Source organism: Rhodococcus olei, from assembly GCF_039540555.1.
In the GTDB taxonomy this organism is placed as follows: Bacteria; Actinomycetota; Actinomycetes; order Mycobacteriales; family Mycobacteriaceae; genus Rhodococcus_G; species Rhodococcus_G olei.
This window is the reverse complement of sequence record NZ_BAABFB010000068.1, coordinates 12261-30474: the sequence shown is the minus strand read 5'-3', so window position 1 is coordinate 30474 and position 18214 is coordinate 12261. Positions and strand designations below refer to the sequence as shown.

19 protein-coding genes and 1 tRNA gene are annotated in these 18214 nt (G+C 71.3%); 9 read left to right on the top strand and 11 right to left on the bottom strand.

The window, feature by feature from the left end; all coding sequences use genetic code 11:
* Position 1: 1 nt before the first annotated feature.
* On the top strand, positions 2–967 hold the full coding sequence (locus tag ABD951_RS23025; protein WP_345350834.1) for a Gfo/Idh/MocA family protein: 966 nt from the start codon (positions 2–4) through the stop codon (positions 965–967).
* On the opposite strand, the gene ABD951_RS23020 is transcribed toward ABD951_RS23025, so the two are convergent.
* Entirely contained in the window at positions 945–3209 is a 2265-nt protein-coding gene (locus tag ABD951_RS23020) for a hypothetical protein (protein ID WP_345350831.1), read from the bottom strand. The two genes, ABD951_RS23025 and ABD951_RS23020, sit on opposite strands and share 23 nt — an antisense overlap.
* A gap of 106 nt (positions 3210–3315) precedes the next feature.
* On the opposite strand from ABD951_RS23020, the gene ABD951_RS23015 reads away from it, so the two are divergent.
* On the top strand, positions 3316–4089 hold the full coding sequence (locus ABD951_RS23015) for a glycosyltransferase (protein WP_345350828.1): 774 nt from the start codon (positions 3316–3318) through the stop codon (positions 4087–4089).
* 101 nt (positions 4090–4190) lie between these two features.
* Entirely contained in the window at positions 4191–6092 is a 1902-nt protein-coding gene (locus ABD951_RS23010; RefSeq protein WP_345350825.1) for a glycosyltransferase, read from the top strand.
* A 13-nt stretch (positions 6093–6105) separates the two neighbouring features.
* On the opposite strand, the gene ABD951_RS23005 is transcribed toward ABD951_RS23010, so the two are convergent.
* Positions 6106–6966 carry a class I SAM-dependent methyltransferase gene (locus ABD951_RS23005; protein WP_345350822.1) on the bottom strand — a complete coding sequence of 287 codons (861 nt, stop codon included), beginning with the start codon at positions 6964–6966 and terminating at the stop codon, positions 6106–6108.
* Positions 6967–7083: 117 nt separating this feature from the next.
* On the opposite strand from ABD951_RS23005, the gene ABD951_RS23000 reads away from it, so the two are divergent.
* Complete coding sequence (locus tag ABD951_RS23000; protein WP_345350819.1) at positions 7084–7659, top strand: hypothetical protein; 576 nt, start codon at positions 7084–7086, stop codon at positions 7657–7659.
* Here the strand turns inward: ABD951_RS23000 and ABD951_RS22995 are convergent.
* The 5 genes from ABD951_RS22995 to ABD951_RS22975 all read right to left on the bottom strand — a co-directional run bounded on the left by ABD951_RS22995 (position 7547) and on the right by ABD951_RS22975 (position 11530).
* Positions 7547–8062 carry an AfsR/SARP family transcriptional regulator gene (locus tag ABD951_RS22995; RefSeq protein ID WP_345350816.1) on the bottom strand — a complete coding sequence of 172 codons (516 nt, stop codon included), beginning with the start codon at positions 8060–8062 and terminating at the stop codon, positions 7547–7549. The genes ABD951_RS23000 and ABD951_RS22995 overlap by 113 nt on opposite strands.
* Before the next feature lie 186 nt (positions 8063–8248).
* Entirely contained in the window at positions 8249–9136 is an 888-nt protein-coding gene (gene glfT1 / locus ABD951_RS22990) for a galactofuranosyltransferase GlfT1 (RefSeq protein ID WP_345350813.1), read from the bottom strand.
* Positions 9133–9948: a galactan export ABC transporter ATP-binding subunit Wzt/RfbE gene (gene wzt, locus ABD951_RS22985; protein WP_345350810.1), complete on the bottom strand. Its 816-nt coding sequence runs from the start codon at positions 9946–9948 to the stop codon at positions 9133–9135. The genes glfT1 and wzt overlap by 4 nt, the downstream gene beginning before the upstream one ends.
* Before the next feature lie 9 nt (positions 9949–9957).
* A complete protein-coding gene (wzm, locus tag ABD951_RS22980) occupies positions 9958–10833 on the bottom strand; it encodes a galactan export ABC transporter permease subunit Wzm/RfbD (RefSeq protein WP_345350807.1) in 876 nt (291 codons plus the stop codon).
* 97 nt (positions 10834–10930) lie between these two features.
* Positions 10931–11530 carry a bacterial proteasome activator family protein gene (locus ABD951_RS22975; RefSeq protein WP_345350804.1) on the bottom strand — a complete coding sequence of 200 codons (600 nt, stop codon included), beginning with the start codon at positions 11528–11530 and terminating at the stop codon, positions 10931–10933.
* A 179-nt stretch (positions 11531–11709) separates the two neighbouring features.
* Here ABD951_RS22975 and ABD951_RS22970 point away from each other — a divergent pair, with 179 nt between their 5' ends.
* Complete coding sequence (locus ABD951_RS22970; RefSeq protein WP_345350801.1) at positions 11710–12909, top strand: cysteine desulfurase-like protein; 1200 nt, start codon at positions 11710–11712, stop codon at positions 12907–12909.
* Between the two features lie 95 nt (positions 12910–13004).
* Here ABD951_RS22970 and ABD951_RS22965 read toward each other — a convergent pair whose 3' ends face one another.
* Positions 13005–13991: an NAD(P)H-quinone oxidoreductase gene (locus ABD951_RS22965; protein ID WP_345350798.1), complete on the bottom strand. Its 987-nt coding sequence runs from the start codon at positions 13989–13991 to the stop codon at positions 13005–13007.
* A 75-nt stretch (positions 13992–14066) separates the two neighbouring features.
* On the opposite strand from ABD951_RS22965, the gene ABD951_RS22960 reads away from it, so the two are divergent.
* From ABD951_RS22960 to ABD951_RS22950, 3 genes are all read left to right on the top strand, one after another.
* Positions 14067–15242, top strand: coding sequence for an alpha-hydroxy-acid oxidizing protein (locus ABD951_RS22960; protein ID WP_345350795.1), 1176 nt, complete (start codon positions 14067–14069; stop codon positions 15240–15242).
* 29 nt (positions 15243–15271) lie between these two features.
* The gene (locus ABD951_RS22955; protein ID WP_345350792.1) at positions 15272–15766 is read left to right on the top strand and encodes a MarR family winged helix-turn-helix transcriptional regulator; all 495 of its coding nucleotides are present in this window, start codon (positions 15272–15274) and stop codon (positions 15764–15766) included.
* A gap of 52 nt (positions 15767–15818) precedes the next feature.
* A tRNA-Ser gene (locus ABD951_RS22950) sits at positions 15819–15903 on the top strand.
* Positions 15904–16061: 158 nt separating this feature from the next.
* Here the strand turns inward: ABD951_RS22950 and ABD951_RS22945 are convergent.
* The gene (locus tag ABD951_RS22945) at positions 16062–16532 is read right to left on the bottom strand and encodes a decarboxylase (protein WP_345350789.1); all 471 of its coding nucleotides are present in this window, start codon (positions 16530–16532) and stop codon (positions 16062–16064) included.
* Positions 16533–16769: 237 nt separating this feature from the next.
* Complete coding sequence (locus ABD951_RS22940; protein ID WP_345350786.1) at positions 16770–17237, bottom strand: AP-2 family transcription factor; 468 nt, start codon at positions 17235–17237, stop codon at positions 16770–16772.
* A gap of 452 nt (positions 17238–17689) precedes the next feature.
* Here ABD951_RS22940 and ABD951_RS22935 point away from each other — a divergent pair, with 452 nt between their 5' ends.
* Positions 17690–17815, top strand: a complete 126-nt coding sequence (locus tag ABD951_RS22935; RefSeq protein WP_345350783.1) for a hypothetical protein — start codon at positions 17690–17692, stop codon at positions 17813–17815.
* An 18-nt stretch (positions 17816–17833) separates the two neighbouring features.
* Here ABD951_RS22935 and ABD951_RS22930 read toward each other — a convergent pair whose 3' ends face one another.
* A complete protein-coding gene (locus ABD951_RS22930) occupies positions 17834–18199 on the bottom strand; it encodes a hypothetical protein (RefSeq protein ID WP_345350780.1) in 366 nt (121 codons plus the stop codon).
* Between the last annotated feature and the right edge of the window lie 15 nt (positions 18200–18214).

Sequence of the window (18214 nt, the reverse complement as noted above, 5' to 3'; positions counted from 1 at the left end):
GATGACGAACGCACAGCCGAGGATCGCCCTGATCGGGTCGGGCCAGATGGGTTCGCTGCACGCCCGGGTCATCGCGCAGTCGCCGCACTGCGAGCTCGCGATGCTGGTCGAGCCTCGCGAGGAACAGGGCCGGGCCGTCGCGGAACGCTTCGGCACCGCCTGGGCGCCCGACTTCGACGACCTCGACGGCATCGACGCGGTGGTCGTCGCCGCGGCCACGCCCGCGCACTACGAGGTCGCGGGCCGGGTGCTCGACCTCGGCAAGCCGGTGCTGGTGGAGAAGCCGTTGGCCGCGACGTACGAGCAGAGCGAGGACCTGGTGAAGCGGGCGGAGGCGGCCGCGGTGCCGCTCGTCTGCGGGTTGCTCGAGCGGTTCAACCCGGCGGTGCGGACCGCCCGCGAGTTCGTCGGCGAGGTCGTGCAGGTGACCGGCATCCGTCACTCGCCGTTCGTCCCCCGGATCACCACCGGCGTGGCCACCGACCTGCTGATCCACGACGTGGACCTGGCGATCCAGTTCATCGGTTCCGAGCCGGAGCTGTCGAAGGGCGTGTTCGGGTACTTCCACCCGACGTCGGTGGAGAACAACGCGGAGGACTCCGCGGACGCGGTGCTGCGGTTCGCCTCCGGGTCGGTGGCGACCATCTCGGCGAGCCGGGTCAGCCAGCGCAAGATCCGCCAGATCTCCCTCGCGGAGGTGGACCGGCTGATCGAGATCGACCTGCTGCGCAAGGACATCACGATCTACCGGCACATCGACCAGTCCCAGCCGGTGGACCGGGACGGCTACCAGCAGCAGACCGTCATCGAGATCCCGTCGATCCGGTACAGCGAGGAGCCCCTCGCCGCGCAGCTCACGCACTTCGTCGGCCTGCTCGCCGACGGGGCGGACATCGACGCCGAGCGTCGGGCGATCCTGCCCGCGCACCTCGCGGTGCACCAGGTCACCGAGTCGGCGGCGGAGTAGCCGACACCGGCCGGCCCGGCGCACCCTCGGCGGCCGGTTCGTCGTCGGAGGTCGGGGCGCCCTCGTCGGTGCCCGTCCGGCGGCGCCGGGTCACCTCGTAGGCGACGCCCTGCAGCACCGCGAGCACGGCGCCCACGCCGACCAGCGTCCACCCGAGCGCGCTGCCGGGCGGGGCGAACGAGATCGTCAGGGTGGAGCCCTCGGCGGCCGACGGCGGCAGCTGCACCTGCAGCAGCCCGCCCTCGCTCGCCTGGGTCGGCACCGCGCGGCCGTCCACGGTCGCGGTCCAGCCCGGCCAGGCCAGCAGGGCGAAGGTCGCGGTGCCCGAACCGGTGTAGCGCACGGTCTCCCGGGTGTCGGTCGCCGCGACGTCGGCGCCGACCTCGAGCCCGGGAGTCGTCGCGGACAGCCGGCCGTCGGGCCAGGGCAGCGGGGTGATCCGCCGTCCGACCGTGACCCCGTGCTCGGGGGTGACGGCCCAGTCCGCGGCGGGCAGGGAGTCGAGAGCGTGCTCGGCGCCGTACGGCCCGCTGTTCTGCACGACGACCGTCGCGATGCGCATCGCGTCCAGCCACGAGGTTCCGGTGCCGGGGGACTTGATCAGCAGCCGGTCGACCGCGTCCGGGCACTTCACGCCGCCGTAGTAGTTGAGGCAGAGGGCCTCGACGAAGTCGTTGTAGCTGATCCCGGCGTAGCTGTTGACGGCGTCGACCCCGGCCGGCTGCCAGGTGCTGCCGAACAGGATGTCGCCCCACTGTCCGGTGGGGTCGTTCTCCGCGATGTTCTCCGGGTCGCCGATCGCGAAGGTGGTGCCGGGGTAGCGGCCGGCGAACTTGTCCTGGAGGAACGCGACCTGCCGGGGGAACTTCCAGGCGGTGACGTTGTCGTTGCCGGTGAACCACAGATTCGTCTGCATCGTCAGCACGAGGACACCGCCGGCGACGAGCACCGCGGCCAGGGCGCGGGGCCACTGCCGGGCGACGACGATCGCCACGGAGCACAGCGCGGCCGCGACGCCCAGTGCCGCCAGGTGGGTCAGTGCCTCGTCCGGCACGCTCGACCACGAGAGGTAGAAGCCGAGCACGAGCAGTGCGGCGGTGAGTGCGGACCGCAGCTGCCAGCGGCTGCGGTGCAGTCCGGGCGACAGCGCCACCGCGACCGCGACCAGCACCGGGAGTTGGCCGTACTCGATCAGCCGGGCCGGCCAGCGGAACAGCCACAGGTTCGACGGGCCCAGCAGCAGCACCGCGTAGAGCGCGCCGAACACGATCAGCGACACACCGGATCGGCCGAGGTTCCGCAGCGCGGACCAGCGGATCCACGGGGCGAGCGGGATCAGGAACCACGCCAGGTACGCGATCGGCACCGTCATCGAGGGGTGGCCGAAGGCCGTCACGAACGGCAGGTGCGACGGAGCGCTGGCGTTGACCAGGTCCCCGAGGTCGGGCCGCAACGCGCCGTCGTTGCGCACCCCCGACTGCGTGCGGACCGAGACGTCGGTGGTGAACAGCAGCGGCAGGTAGACGATCAGCGACAGCAGCAGGATCGAGACGCCGCTCACCACCAGGGACCGGATGCCCCGGAAACGGCGGATCGCGACACACTCGGCGATCACGGCGAGGTAGACGACCGCGACCCCCACCGCGCCGTAGGGGTTGCCGGTCGTCATCGCGAGGGCACCGAACGCGATCGGCACCAGCGGGTTGACCCGCCCCAGCGCGCTGGCCCGCGTCGACCACCACACGTGCGGGATCCAGGCGAAGGCGATCAGTCCCGACGCCCAGCTGGACGCGTCGAAGTACAGCGTGTACCCGGCGAACGGCATCGCGAATCCGGCGACGAACGCCATCGAGCGGCTGGCCCCGTACTGCCGGGCGACGAGGTAGACGCCGACCGCGAGCAGGGCCATGAACTGCATCTTCACCAGGGTCATGCCGACGGCGAGATTCGGCACGAGTGCGATCAGCACGGACTCACCGAGCAGCACCGGGTTGTAGGTGCCGTACAGCGCCTCCGCGGTGATGTTGCCGCCCGCCCACAGCTGGGGCACGAGCGTGGGCCACGACCCGGACAGGATGCGTTCGCCGATCGTGTGCCAACCCGGTGCGAAGGCGGCGGCGCTGTCGTCCCAGTAGTAGAACCAGCGGTTGGACACGGCCGGGATCGCTGCTGCCAGGGCCACCGCGACCGCGAGAAGTGTTGGTGGCAGCACTCGTTGCGCGAGGGGCAGATCAGATTTCACGGTGCGCCTTCGTCGGTCGGGTCGATGGCGACACCGCCACCTCGTTGACCGGAGCGTAGTATTCGCCGCGACTTTGTAGCGAAATCGGGCGAATGGGGGTGGGTGCGTGGCTGCGTCACCGGCACCTTCCGGCGGATTCGACGCCGAGCTGTCGGTGGTGATCCCGGCCTACAACTCGGCCGCGGTGCTCGAGGCCACGGTGCGGCGCTTCGCCGACCACTTCGCCGGCCGCAGGGTCGAGATCATCGTCGTGGAGAACGGTTCGACCGACGACACCGCGCGGCTGTGCCGCGAGCTGGCCGACGGCTGGAGCGACCCGACCGTGTCGTTCGTCCCGCTGACCAGTGACAAGGGCATGGGGAACGCGCTGCGGGTCGGGGCGTTGGCCTCGACCGGTGCGCGGGTGCTGCTCACCGCCGACGACCTGCCGTTCGGCTTCGACGACATCGACGGCGCCGAGAAGCACCCCGCGGACGGCCGCGGCGGGCCCCGGGTGCTGATCGGCTCCAAGGCGCATCCCGACTCCCGGATCGACCGCGGAGTCGGCCGGGTCGTGATGACCCGCGGTTTCGCGCTGCTGCGGCGCGCGATCCTGGGCACCCGGACGGGTGATCCGCAGGGCACGTTCATCGTGGACGGAGTGCTGCTGCGCAACCTGGCCGGGCATCTCACCGAAACCGGCTTCCTGTTCACGACGGAACTCGACTACGCGGTCGAGCTCGCCGGGATCCGGCCGGTCGAGCTGCCGGTCCGGCTCAGCGACGAGCACCGCGCGCACGCCAGCCGCATCTCCCCGTCGGACGTCGCGCAGATGGCCCGGGGCCTGGTCGGGCTCCGCCGCCGGAAGAGCGTCCTGCAGGCGGCGGCTGCCGGATCGTGACCCGCATCGCCGACGACGAGGGCCGGGCCCTCCGGCGGACGTTGGTAGCCTTTGCTCCGATTGTCCACACGTCAGGGCAGCTCTGAGAGGTAGTCGTCTGTATGCACGAGCGTGATGAAGCCATGGTCGATCCCGGGGCTGTCACCGGCGTCGCAACCGGGACCGCGGCGCCCGCCGCCCGGCGGCCGGAGGGGGAGCGGACCGTGCAGCGGGTCCTGTTCACCGGGCCGACCGCGCTGGTCAGCGACAACATGTACGCGACCGCCAAGGGCTCGGTGACCCGCACCCGGGCCGCCGCTCACCTCGGCCGCCACAGCAGCGTCGACACCAACACCTACTTCGGCAGGTTCCCGGCCAGCTACTGGCAGCGGTGGACCACGGTCACCGAGGTCCGATTCGTCGCCGACGTCACCGGCGCCGGCACGATCGAGCTGGTCGCGACCGACGCGAAGGGCCGCAAGCGCACGGTCGCCACCGAGCGGGTCGCCGACAGCGGCGCGCCCCGCCGGGTCGCGCTGACCGCGAAGGTCGACCGCTTCCTCGACGGCGGCGCGTTGTTCGCGCGGCTGAGCACCGGCGGCGGCGAGCTCGACGTCGAACACGCCGAGTGGACCGTGCAGGCCGCCGGTGCGCCGCGCCCGGCCGCGGTCGTGATCTGCACCTTCAATCGCGCCGACGACTGCGCGAACACGCTCGCCGCGATGGCCGACGACCCGAGCGCGCTGGCCGACGTCGACGCGGTGTACGTCGTCGACCAGGGCACCGACCAGGTGCAGACCCGGGACGAGTTCCAGCGGGTCGCCGGGGTGCTCGGCGACAAGCTCACCTACATCACCCAGCCCAACCTCGGCGGCGCGGGCGGATTCACCCGCGGCCTGTACGAGGTGCAGGGCGCCGGCGGCGACCCCGCCAACGTGATCTTCATGGACGACGACGTGCTGTGCGAGCCTGAGGCCGTGATCCGCCTCAATGCGTTCGCGAACCTGACCGTCGAGCCCGCGATCATCGGCGCGCAGATGCTGTACCTGCTCCACCCCGACCGGGTGCACGTGGGTGCCGAGGTCGCCGACCTGCAGCGGCTGGAGGCGGGCCTGAAGGTCAAGGACGCGCTCGGCGACGTCAACGTGCTCAAGAAGCAGCAGGACATCCGCGTCGACGCCGGCTACAACGGCTGGTGGTCGTGCCTGATCCCGTCGGACATCGTCGCGAAGATGGGGTACCCGCTGCCCCTTTTCTTCCAGTGGGACGACATCGAGTTCGGGTACCGCGCACGGGCGAACGGGTTCGCCACCGTCACGTTGCCGGGCGCCGCGGTGTGGCACGCCGACTTCTCGTGGAAGGACTGGGACGACTGGCACCGGTACTTCAACCTGCGCAACGCGATGATCACCGCGGCGCTGCACGTGGACCTGGACGGCAAGAAGCTCGCCAAGCAGCTGCGCACCGACCTGTTCCGGTACCTGGTCTCGATGCAGTACGGCATGGCGTACACGCTGATCAAGGCCGTCGAGGACTTCCTGAAGGGCCCGGAGTACCTGGCCGACGGCGGCATGGAGGCGGCCGGGGCGATCCGCCGCGACCGCGCCGACTACGGCGAGACCATCCGCCACAACGCGAACAACGTGCCCGGGCTGTGCCCGGCCGACATGTTCATCACCCCGGCCGGGCCGAACCCGCAGAAGAGCCTCGAGTGGGCGGTGCTCGTCAAGCGTGCGATCAATCAGTGGTTCGGGCGGCTGCCGGCGCACCCGGTCGCCATCTCGGCGGACGACGCGCACTGGTGGCACGTGTCGCTGTTCAGCCATGCGGTCGTGACGGATCGTTCGCAGGAGGGCGTGCGGGTCCGCAAGCGGGACAAGCGCCGCGCGGTGGCTCTGCTCCAGCGGGGCCTGAAGGCGCTGCGTGCGCTGCGGGAGCAGGCGCCGGCCGTGCAGGACCGGTACCGGGCCGCGATGCCGCAGCTGACCAGCCGGGAGAACTGGGCGCGGCTGTACGGCAAGTAGCGGTGCGCCCGGGCTACCCGGTCACCCGCACCACGACCTGCTCGTTGTCACCGGTGTAGGCGAGGTACTCGAAGCGCAGACCGGTGCGGTCGACGAACTCCGTCCAGGCCCGGTACTCGTGCTGCTGCCAGCCGGGGTAGTTGAAGAACTCGTCGAACACCAGCACGGTGCCGGGCCGCAGCCGGTCGCCGATCGCGTCCAGCACCGTCGTGGTGGACGAGTACAGGTCGGCGTCCAGGTGCGCGAACGCCACCGGGCCGGGGTGTTCGGCGAGGAAACCGGGCAGGGTGTCCGTGAACAGCCCGGCGACGATCTCCGCGCCGGGCACGGTCGGCACCGACTCCTGGGCGAACTCGCCCGCGGGGAACCCGCTGCGCCAGGCCTCCGGCAGCCCGGTGAACACGTCGAACCCGAACACGGCCCGGCCGCGGGGGCGCAGCGCCGCCGCGACGATCCCGAGCGTGGTGCCGCCGGCCACCCCGAACTCGAGCGCCATCCCGTCGCCGTCGACCAGGTCCAGCGCGAAGCGCAGCGTCTGGTGCGGATGCCGGCACACCGTCGCCGTCGGCATGTGCTCGCGCACGAACGCGGCCGAGTCGGCGGCCGCGTCCACGTCGAGAGCGCGGGTGATGTCCCGGCAGGCCCGCTGCTCGAGATCGTCGAGGCGTTCGCGGACGACCGCGATCTGCGAGCGTGCCGCGGACAGTTCGCCGAGAACCCGCGCCAATTCACCCGTGGTGGCGGTCATTTCGGCGAGCAGCTGGTCGTGCCGGTCCTCCTGCTCGACCCGGGACTGGCGGTCGGATTCGTGGATCACCTCGGCGACGGCGCGCTGCAGCTTGAGCCGGGTCATGTGACGGACACGTGCAAACATTCGGCGGTGCCTCCGTTGGCGGTCGGCCTCGAACGACGGGAGTCTGCGAACACCGGCCACGCTACCCGCCGCGGCGACGACAAGTGGGCGACAAGTCGGGTGCGCGACAGTCGCCGCATGACCATCACACCTGCTCTGCTCCACCGTCTCAGCGGGCTCGCCCTCGTGGTCGCGCTCGCGTTCAACCTGACCGGGGGAATCCTGCACCCGGTGGCCGACGGGAGCGGCCACTCGGTGTCCGCGCTGTCCGCCCACACCGTGCCCTACCCGCAGTACCTGCTGTTCGTCGGCACCGTGCTCCTGATGTTGGGGCTGCCCGGCATGTACGCCTGGGTGTCGGGGCGTGCCGGCGTCGCGGGACTGGTCGCGTTCGTCGTCTACTTCGTCTCGTCGACGGTGGTCGGGATCGCCCACCTCGCGGTCGAGGCGTTCATCGCGGTGCCGCTCGCGGTCGGGGCGACCGGCTCGGGCGGTGCGGGGGTGCTGTCCGGGACGGACACGATCGTCGACACGGCGGCGTTCGGCGCGCTGATGACCGTCTCCGGTCTGGGACTGATGATCGGCATGATCCTGTTCGGGATCACGTTGTGGCCCTCCCACGCAGTGCCGCGGCGGATTCCGGATTACCGAGTGCCAGAGTGCTTCTCGCGTGCTCCTCCAGCGCGGTCCGGCGCAGTTCCTGCAGCCGGGTGATCGCCGGTCGCGCCCACTCGGTGTCGGCGAGCTCCTGGAACGGCGGACCGGTCCACACCTCCAGGGCCCGCTCGAACAGGCCGACCCGCAGGGCCGGGTCGACGGCCTCCAGTCCGCGTCCGACGAGAGCCTCGAAATGCCATGCGTCCACGGCGGTTTCGGGAAGATTCAGCGCGTAGCCGGGTGGCTCGCTGACCAGGACCCCGGCCGGGGTGCGGGCGCGCCGTCCCGGCTCGAGGGTGCGGCGCAGGTACGACACGTGTACCTGCAACGCGGCCAGCGCCTTCGGCGGCGGGCCGTCCGACCACAGGTCCTCGATCAGCAGATCGGTCGACACCGCCGACCCCTGCGCGGCCGCCAACCGGGCCAGCACCGCCCGTCGGCTGGGGCCGCCGAGGTCCACCGGCGCGCCCCCCCACCAGCGCCCGCACCGACCCGAGGACGTGCACCGACACGTCGGGCTCGGGGGCGGCGGGTGCGGTGCTCACGGTGACGAACAGTAGCGGGCGCGGCCGCCCGGAGGGGTTCCGTGATGTCACACCGGCTCACTCGGCGAACCCACTGTGACATCACGGAACCGCGGGGGGGCTCAGGGACGCTCGAACCGCTCCCGCCGCCCCAGTCCGCGCAGGCGCATCCACTCGGCGAACCCGCGGACGTCGCGGCGCTGGACGAGGAAGAACCAGCCGAAGCGGGCGTACTCCTGCGGCAGCAGTTTCCGCATGCCGGGCTGCGCCATCAGGTAGCCGCGGTTGCGGTACGTGAAGAACCGCTTCGTCTCGTTGTCCGGGTACTGGGTGTGCATCCGGCCGCCGAGGATCGGCTTGAACTCGTCGGCGCCGTTCGGGTGCAGGTACGCGGTCTGCAGGCAGGTGCCGAACGGCAGGCCGGACCGGGCCAGGCGGCGGTGCACCTCGACCTCGTCGCCGCGGACGAACAACCGCAGGTCCGGGACGCCGACCGCGTCGATCGCGGCGGCGGTGAACAGCGCACCGTTGAACAGGGACGCGATGCCGGGCAGGAAGTCCTCGTCGCCGAGTTCGGACCGCCGGCGCCGCCACACGACGCCGCGGCGCAGCGGGAACGCCAGCCGGTCCGGGTCGTCGATGTCGCAGACCACCGGCGAGGCCACGGCGAGGTCGTGCCGGGTGGCGCAGTCGAGGAGGGTGGCGAGCACGTCCGGGCCGTCGGGGCGTCCGTCGTCGTCGGCGAGCCACACCCGGTCGGCGCCGAGGGAGAGGGCGTACAGCATGCCGAGCGCGAACCCGCCGGCGCCGCCGAGGTTGTGCTTGGAGCCCAGGTAGGTGGTCGGGATCGGGCTCGACTCGACCAGTTCCCGCACCGCGTCCTCGTCGGCGTTGTCGACGACGACGAGATGGTCGAGAGGCCGGCTCTGGGCGGCCAGGACGGTCAGCGACTCGGCGAGCAGTTCGCGGCGCCGGTGGGTGACGACCACGCCGACAATGCGTTCGCTCACCGGGCCTGCCCGGCCTGTTCGCGTTCCATCTCGGTGATCACGTGCCGGACGTGGTCGGCGGCGTCGTTGCCCTCGTAGGCGCGCACCACGTCCTCGATACCGCCCTGCATCCGGATCTGCCCGTGGTCGATCCACATCGCGCTGTTGCACAGCTGGGCGAGGAACTCGTTCGAGTGGCTCGCGAACACCAGGATTCCGGACCGTTCCACCAGCGCCTGCAGCCGGACGCGGGCCTTCTTCATGAACTCGGCGTCGACGGCGCCGATGCCCTCGTCGAGCAGCAGGATCTCGGGGTCGATGGAGGTGACGACGCCCATCGCGACGCGCACCCGCATGCCCGTCGAGTATGTGCGCAGCGGCATGTTCAGGTACTCGCCGAGCTCGGTGAACTCGGCGATCTCGTCCATCTTCGCGAGCATCTGCTTGCGGGTCTGCCCGAGGAACAGGCCGCGGATGATGATGTTCTCGTAGCCGGAGATCTCCGGGTCCATGCCGACGCCGAGGTCGAAGACGGGCGCGACCCGGCCGCGGATGCGGGCGCTGCCGCGGGTCGGCTCGTAGATGCCGGACAGCAGTCGCAGCAGGGTCGACTTGCCGGCGCCGTTGTGGCCGACGAGGCCGACCCGGTCGCCCTCCTTCAGCGACATCGTGATGTCGCGGAGCGCTTCGACGACGACGACGTCGGAGTCGTTGCGGCCGATGGAGCCGCCGGCCTTGCCGAGGAACGCCTTCTTCAGCGAGCGTGACTTCGCGTCGAAGATCGGGAAGTCGACACACGCCTCGTGGGTGTCGATGCTGACCTTGGTGCTCATCTGTGTCCCCTAAACCCAGTAGGGCACACGGGCCCGGTACTTGCGCAGCGCGAACAGGGCGAGACCCCAACCGGCCACGGTGATCGCCAGGACGATGTACCAGTGGTACGCCTCCTGCGGCTTGCCGAGCATGGGGGCCCGGATGATCTCGAGGTAGTGGTACAGCGGGTTCAGCTCGGCCAGGCGAACGCGCTTGGCCGCCTCACCGCCCTGGCTCTGCAGGCTCTCGGTGGTCCACATGATCGGGGTGAGCACGAACAGCAGCAGCGTGAGACTGCCGAGGATCGGCGAGATGTCCCGGTAGCGGGTGGAGAAGATGCCGAACACGATCGACACCCACAGCGCGTTGAGCAGGATCAGCACGAGCGCGGGGAACGCGGACAGGTCCGGCCAGGTCAGGTGCCGCCACACCCCGAACGCGAACACCATGACCACGTAGATCATCAGGTTGTGCGCGAAGAACAGCAGTTGCCGCCACACCAGGCGGTAGACGTGCACGCTCAGCGCCGACGGCAGCTGCTTGATCAGGCCCTCGTTCGCGATGAACACGTCCGAGCCCTCGAGGATGGCCGCGCTGATCAGGTTCCAGACGATCAGGCCGACCGTGACGTACGGGAGGAACTCGTCGATCGGGATGTCGAGCAGCGCCGAGTACAGCAGGCCCATCGCGGCGGCCTGCACGCCGGTCGCGATCGTGATCCAGAACGGACCGATCACCGACCGTCGGTACCGCTGCTTGATGTCCTGCCAGCCCAGGTGCAGCCACAGCTCGCGCTGGCTGAAACCCTCGCGCAGGTCCTTGAACGCGCGGCGGAGGGTCTGCGAGTCGGACACCGGCGGGGTGGCGCTCGCGGCGGCGTCGGATTCGAGGGCGGATGCTGACACGAGGTCCGAGCCTACCGGGCGCGTCGGAGGCGGCTGCGACGCTCGTGCGCGGTCGCCGGCGGAGGACACCGCCGGCCGCGCACGAGCGCGCCCTGGTTCACAGGTACTGGCCGGTGCCCTGCGACTGCTGCGGCGACTGCTGCTGCGGGTGCCCGCCGCCGAGACCGGGCGGGAGCGCGCCCTGACGCATCTGCTCGAGCTGCGCGCGGGCGGCCATCTGCTGCGCGAACAGGGCCGTCTGGATGCCGTGGAACAGGCCTTCGAGCCAGCCGACCAGCTGGGCCTGCGCGATGCGCAGTTCGGCGTCCGAGGGGACGCTGTCGTCGGTGAACGGCAGCGCGAGGCGCTCGAGCTCCTCCCGCAGCTCCGGGGCCAGGCCCTGCTCGAGCTCCCGGATCGACGACTTGTGGATCTCCTTGAGCCGGGAGCGGCTGGCGTCGTCGAGCGGTGCCGCCCGCACCTCCTCGAGGAGCTGCTTGATCATGGTGCCGATGCGCATGACCTTCGCCGGCTGCTCGACCATGTCCGCGAGCGTCTCCTCGGGCTGCGCGTCCTTTCCGTCGGCGTCCTCCGGGGTGCCGGTGCCGTTGCGGGAGGCGCCGGCGGTCGGGTCCTGCGCAGGGCCGGCGGACGTGAGCGTCACGGGCCGCCCGTCGGGTCCGATCACCACGACCTGTTCGTTCTCCGGTTGCGTCATGACTCCATCTTGTCGGGTTTGGCGGCGATCCGCTAAGCCCTCCCGTCGGGCGGGCCTCCCGGCGTCTCGCCGGACGGCCTGCGACCCCCGCCGCTCGCGCTCACCCGGACCGGCTGCAGTCGTGTGTGATCGGTCATCCCGGTCACAAGCTCACGGCGACAAGTCTTAGGCTGTCGGGCATGGCTTACGACGTGGCCCGGGTGCGGGGACTGATCCCGTCACTCGGGGACGGGTGGATCCATCTCGATCCGCAGGCCGGCATGCTGCACCCCGATTCCGTGTCGACCGCCGTGTCGACCGCGTTCCGCGGGTCCGCGTCGTCGCACTCCGGTCGGCACGTCGGCGCGCGGCGGGCCGGTGCGGTTCTCGACTCGGCACGCGAGGCGGTCGCCGACCTCGTCGGCGCCGACCCGGCCGGGGTGGTTCTCGGGCCGAGCCGGTCGTCGCTGCTGGCGTGGCTGGCGGAGGCGCTCAGTTCGCGGCTCGGTCTCGGCACCGGGTTGGTCCTCTCCCGACTCGACGAGGAGGCGAACGTCGCCCCGTGGCTGCGGGTCGCGAACCGCTACGGCGCGCAGGTGCGGTGGGCCGAGGTGGAGATCGACACCTGCGACCTGCCGAGCTGGCAGTTCGCGGAACTGATCGGACCGACCACCCGGTTGGTGGCGTTGACGGCGGCGTCGCCGATGGTCGGGTCCGCACCGGACGTCCGGGTCGCCGCGGACCGGATCCACGAGATGGGCGGGCTGCTGGTGTGCGACGCCGTCGCGGCGGCGCCGTACGCCCACGTGGACATCCACGAAATGGGGGCCGACGTGCTCGCGGTCAGCGGCCGCAGCTGGGGCGGCCCGCAGATCGGTGCCCTCGTCTTCCGGGATCCGGCGTTGATCGACCGGATTCCCGCGATCTCGCTGAACCCGCACGCCCGCGGACCGGAACGCCTCGAACTCGGCGGTCACCAGTACGCGCTGCTGGCCGGCCTGACCGCGTCCATCGACTACCTCGCGAACCTCGACGAAGAGGCCAGCGGGTCGCGTCGGGAACGGCTCGAGACGTCGATCAGCTCGCTGCAGGACTACCACGACCGCCTGTTCGAACGGCTGCTCGCGTCGCTGCGCCGGCTGCCGCAGGTGACGTTGATCGGCACCTCGCACAGCCGGGTCCCGACGATCAGCTTCACGGTGTCGGGGGTGCCGGCGGAGAAGGTCGCCGAGCACTTCGCCGAGCGCCGGATCGGCACCGTCGTCGGCGGCAAGGGCAGCCGGCTGCTCGACTCGCTCGGCGTCAACGAGGAGGGCGGTGCCGTGACGATCGGCCTGGCCCCCTACACCACCCGCTACGAGATCGACCAGCTCGTCCGCGCCGTCGCCTCGCTCGGCTGACCGCCCGCCCGGGTCCAGCTCCCGCGGTCGGTTCCCTGATGTGACATTCGGTCACGTCGGGTGAGCCGATGTGACATCAGGGAACCACGTGCAGATCAGCCGACCCTCAGGACCACCTTGCCGACGGTGTCGGGGGAGTCGAGCAGTTCGTGCGCGGTGCCGGCCTCGGTGATCGGCAGCTCGGTGTGCACGACCGGGCGGACGGTGCCGTCCGCGACCAGCGGCCACAGCTTCCGGGTGACCTCGGTGACGATCTCGGCCTTGCTGGAGCGCCCCGTCTCGGGCCGGCCGCGCAGCCCGGTCGCGAACACGCGGGCCCGCTTGGCCAGCAGTTTGCCGAGATTCAGCTCACCGACCGCGCCGCCCTGCATGCCGATCACGCACAGCTGCCCGTCCTTGGCGAGGGCGTCGACGTTGCGGTCCAGGTACTTGGCACCCATGTTGTCGAGGATCAGGTCGGCACCGCCCTGCGGGGTGTCGCGGACCGCGGTGACGAAGTCGGCGTCGCGGTAGTTGACGGTGATCGTCGCGCCGAGGTCGCGGCAGGCGGCGAGCTTGTTCTCGGTTCCGGCGGTGACGGCGACGGTCGCGCCGAGCGCCTTCGCGACCTGGATCGCGTGGGTGCCGATACCGCCGCCGCCGCCGTGGATCAGCACCAGTTGCCCGGCGTGCATCCCGGCGATCATCACCAGGTTCGACCACACCGTGCACGCGACCTCCGGCAGTGCGGCCGCGGCCGCCAGGTCCAGGCCGTCCGGAACCGGCAGCAGCTGGCCGGCCGGGACGACCACCTTCTCCGCGTAGCCGCCGCCGGCGAGCAGCGCGCACACCCGGTCGCCGACCTGCCAGTCCCGGACCCCGTCCCCGATCTCGGCGATCGTGCCGGAGCACTCGAGCCCGAGGACCTCGCTGGCGCCGGGTGGCGGTGGGTAGAGGCCGCGGCGCTGCAGCACGTCGGCGCGGTTGACCGCGGTCGCGACGACGTCGAGCAGGACCTGGCCCGGGCCCGGCCGGGGATCGTCGACCTCCGACCAGGTGAGAACTTCGGGGCCGCCGGGAGTCGTGACGGTGATCGCATGCATCCCTCGACGCTAATGCCTCCGACACGAGTACGGCATCCGACGGCGTGGACCGGTGTCAGCGGTTACCGTCACGCCGTGACCTTCTTCGGCAACCTGCAGAACGAGATCTACTTCGCCGGCCTCGGTGGCACGCTGCCCGCCCTGCCGATGACCGCGGCCGGGCTCGAGGACCTGGCCCGGCAGCGGCTGTCGCCGGAGGCGTTCGGGTACATCGCCGGCAGCGCGTCCACCGAACGCACCGCCGCGGCGAACCTGGCCGCCTTCGACCGGCATCGGATCGTGCCGCGGATGCTGCGCGGCACCGCAGCCCCGGACGTCCGCGACCTGAGCGTCGAGGTGCTGGGAACGAGGTTGGCGGCGCCGGTGCTGACCGCGCCGGTCGGGGTGCTCGAACTCGTGCACCCGGACGCGGAGGCCGCGGTCGGGGCGGTGACGTCGGAGCTCGGTGTCGGGTCGGTGCTCTCGACGGCGGCGTCCACCTCGATCGAGACGGTCGCGCAGGTGTCGGGCGAGACGTGGTGGTACCAGCTGTACTGGCCGTCGGACGACGAGGTGGCCGAGTCGCTGGTCCGCCGGGCCACCGCCGCCGGTGCGAAGGCCATCGTGCTGACCGCGGACACTCCCGGAATGGGTTGGCGGCCAAGAGATCTCGAACTCGGACATCTGCCGTTCCTGCAGGCGAAGGGAATCGCGAACTACCTGTCCGACCCGGTGTTCCGGTCCCGGCTCGCGTCGCCACCGGAGGAGAGCGCCGAGGCCATGCAGATGGCGGTTCTGACCTGGGTCTCGATGTTCGGGAACCACGCGATCCGCGCGAACGACGTTGCGCGCCTGACGGAGTGGACCGACCTGCCGATCGTCGTCAAGGGCATCGTGCATCCCGAGGACGCCCACGCGGTCGTCGACGCCGGCGCGTCCGGGGTCGTGGTGAGCAACCACGGTGGTCGGCAGGTCGACGGCGCGATCGGTGCGCTCGACGCGCTGGTGCCGGTCGCGTCGGCGGTGGGGGAGCGGGCGACGGTGCTGCTGGACTCCGGGATCCGCTCCGGCGCCGACGTCGTCAAGGCGCTCGCGCTCGGTGCGGACGCGGTGCTGTACGGCCGGCCGTGGGTGTACGGGCTCGGGCTCGCCGGTGCGGACGGGGTGCGGCACGCGCTGCGGATGCTGCTCGCCGACCTCGACCTCACGCTCGGCCTCGCCGGCTTCGCGTCCGTCGCCGAACTGGACCCGTCGATCCTGCGCGACGCCTGAGCGCCACCCGCGGTCACTAGACTGGTCCGGTGGCAACAGAGATCGCCGACGCGACGGACGCGTCCCCCCGCTGGCTCGACACCGCGGAGATGCGGGCGTGGCGGGGGTTCATCGAGGGTAGTCAGCGTCTGAACGAGGTGCTCAACCGGGAACTGCAGTCCCGGCACGACGTCTCCCTCGCCGACTATCAGATCCTCGTCCTCCTCTCGGAGTCGCCGGACGGGTCGGTGCGGATGAGTGAGCTCGCCGACGGCATCCTGGCCTCCCGCAGCAAGCTCACCCACCAGGTCCGGCGCATGGAGTCGGACGGCCTCGTCACCCGCAGCACCTGCGTCGAGGACGGTCGCGGCGTGCTGGCCCAGATCACCGAGTGCGGCAGGGCGAAGCTCGCCGAGGCCGCCCCGACACATGTGCGGGGCGTCCGCAGCTACCTGATCGACCTGCTCGACAGCGACGAACTCGCCGCCTTCGCGGCCATCTTCGACAAGGTCGACGTCGCTCTCGACGCCCGCCCCGACGCCTGACGCGCCGAGCCGGGTTCGTCCGCACCGGGCCCCGGCGGCTAGGATTCGCGACGGAAGCGTGGCAGAGCGGCCGAATGCACTCGCCTTGAAAGCGAGCGTCGTGAGAGCGACCGGGGGTTCAAATCCCTCCGCTTCCGCCGTTGGGCCCCTGACCTGGTACCTCCAGGCCAGGGGCCCTTTTCGTGCACGCGTTCGGGACGCGAACACCGCTCCGGGTGTCCCCTGTCGGTCGTGGGCCGAAACGCCGCGTGGGGCCGGCCCGCTCCGGTGCTGCGCAGCGGGCGCGCCGTGCCGATCACACGCCCGCCGGGTGGCCGGCCCGGACCGCCAGCCGCGCGGCCGAACCCGCGGACGCCGTCGGCCGCGTGATGACGGTGACGCTGGGCCGGGGGAACCGGTAGCACGCGCACGCCGCGTCGAGCGCGTCGTCGACACTGGTGATCAGCTCGGCCTCGTGTCCCGCCGGTCGTCGCTCGAGCTCGATCGTCAGTTCGCAGAGGATCAGTCCGTGGTCGAGCCGGACCTGCTCCATCAGTGAGATCGCGAGGTCCACCGCGGCCCCGACGGCCCGGGGCTCGGTGGTGTCACCGTGCAGGGTGGTGCACAGCCCGACCGGCCTCAGCGTCGGCTCCTCGATCAATTCCGCGATCTCTCGGGCGATCTCGTCCCGAGTGGTGCCGTCGGCGTGTCGAGGTATCCGCACGAGGGTGTTCAACCGGGGTTGCCGGGACACCCGATGATCGCGACGGTGCAGGTGGATCGTCATCGCTGCCTCCTTCACCCTGCCCGGTGTTCACGCGACACCGGCGAAGCACTGCTCCGAACTCCACCTCTACCGGTGCACGAGGCCGGGGTGGGCGATCCTGACGCCGTCCTGACGCCGGCGGGCGAACCCTGACGGCGCGTTGACGCGGCGGCGGTGAAGCGAGCCGCGGTTCAGCCAGCGGGCGACCGACCGGACCGGCGGCGGTCGCGCCGTCGCGTGCCGGTGCCCCAGGCGCGGTCAGCAGTCGCCGGCGCCGGCGTCGCGGACGGCGCGCTCGACCTGTCGCTGCTGGTCGGGTGTGAGGTCACGCCAGGTCGGCTCGTCGGCGCCGATGCCGGCGTCCGCCGTCTCGACGCCGAGCTCGCCGAGGGACGCGTTCAGCTCGGACACCCAGCCCTCGATCTCTTCCGGGTCGGTGCGCATCAGCTCGAGGATCTCCTCTGCCGCCTCGGTCGAGTCGTAGGTTTCGCCGAACTCCTCGGCGAAGTCCCGCATCAGGTCGAGCGCATCCTTCGTCTCCGCGCAGACCTGGGCTCGCAACGCGAGTCCGGTCGGCGCCGCGCTCGGCTCGGGCGTCGAGGTTCGCGCCGCCGTTGCCGAACGGCTGTCCGCGACCGGAGTCGGGGTCCCCGACTCGATCGAGCTGCAGGCGCTCGCGACGACCGCGACCACGGCGAAGGCAGGCAGGAGCAGCGTTCGTGTCATGCCGTATCCATACCAGACCAAACGGACTGTTCGGGCAGTCGGGGATGCCTGCGGTTTGCTGTCTCGCCGGATCGGGTGGCCGCGTTCCTCACGACCCGCTGTCGTCCGGAGCTCGACCGGACGGACCCCGGCGACCATCCGATGAGGGGTGCCGACGGGTCCGATCCGTTCGCGTCGGCAGAGGCGGTGGACCCGTCGTCTCCCCGCCGGGGCCACCCGGATCGCGACGACGGCGCAGCGACAGCCGTTGTGCGAGCGCCCGCAACACCGCGCGGATCGGCGGCGGAAACGGACCGCGCTGCGGCGACGGGTCGTCCCACATCCGGTTCTGCCGACGGGTTCGAGGTCGAACGGTCCGCACGAATCACCCGATGCCGCACTCGTTTCCGTACGCCGCGTGGCGGCGGCGGACCGTGCGCCGGGAATCGTGAGATCGTGGCCGGGTGAGGCGCGTGGTGGCAGCAACCCTGTTCGTCGTGGTGGTCGGGCTGGTCGTCCGGTGGGCGCGCGCCGGCACCGGCGTGGACGCGGCGGTGTGGGCGGCCGATCCGATCGGCCCGGACGACCTCGCCGGGTAGTTGCCGCGGCCCGGGCCGCTACCCGGGCGTGTTCAGGTACGTCTCGATCGACTGCTGCGCCTTCGGGTTGCCGTTGCCGATGCCGACCAGGGCACCGATGACGGCACCGGTCGGGGCGCCGATGATGCAGCCCGCCAGGCTGCCGGGGAACATCGACAGGCAGCCGACGCCGAGTCCGATGACGGTGCCGATCGCCGTGCCTGCGGCGCCGCCCTGAGCCCAACCGAGGCCCAGTTCGTACAGCATGTTGTCGAGAGCCTGCTGTTTGGTGAGCGGTTGCGGTGCGGCCGGGGGCGGCGCCGGGTCGGCGTAGGCGGTCCCCCCTCCGACGAACACGGCCCCGGCGACCAGGGCGGATGCTGACATCTTCGTGATCAGGTTCATCGCGATCCCCACCTC

Coding starts and splice junctions, on each gene's coding strand:
- ABD951_RS23025 (WP_345350834.1), top strand. CDS start 2: ATGACGAACGCACAGCCGAGGATCGCCCTGATCGGGTCGGGCCAGATG.
- ABD951_RS23000 (WP_345350819.1), top strand. CDS start 7,084: ATGACCATCACACCTGCTCTGCTCCACCGTCTCAGCGGGCTCGCCCTC.
- ABD951_RS22965 (WP_345350798.1), bottom strand. CDS start 13,991: ATGCATGCGATCACCGTCACGACTCCCGGCGGCCCCGAAGTTCTCACC.
- ABD951_RS22975 (WP_345350804.1), bottom strand. CDS start 11,530: ATGACGCAACCGGAGAACGAACAGGTCGTGGTGATCGGACCCGACGGG.
- ABD951_RS23005 (WP_345350822.1), bottom strand. CDS start 6,966: ATGTTTGCACGTGTCCGTCACATGACCCGGCTCAAGCTGCAGCGCGCC.
- ABD951_RS22930 (WP_345350780.1), bottom strand. CDS start 18,199: ATGAACCTGATCACGAAGATGTCAGCATCCGCCCTGGTCGCCGGGGCC.
- ABD951_RS22945 (WP_345350789.1), bottom strand. CDS start 16,532: ATGACGATCCACCTGCACCGTCGCGATCATCGGGTGTCCCGGCAACCC.
- wzt (WP_345350810.1), bottom strand. CDS start 9,948: ATGAGCACCAAGGTCAGCATCGACACCCACGAGGCGTGTGTCGACTTC.
- ABD951_RS22970 (WP_345350801.1), top strand. CDS start 11,710: ATGGCTTACGACGTGGCCCGGGTGCGGGGACTGATCCCGTCACTCGGG.
- ABD951_RS23010 (WP_345350825.1), top strand. CDS start 4,191: ATGCACGAGCGTGATGAAGCCATGGTCGATCCCGGGGCTGTCACCGGC.
- ABD951_RS22940 (WP_345350786.1), bottom strand. CDS start 17,237: ATGACACGAACGCTGCTCCTGCCTGCCTTCGCCGTGGTCGCGGTCGTC.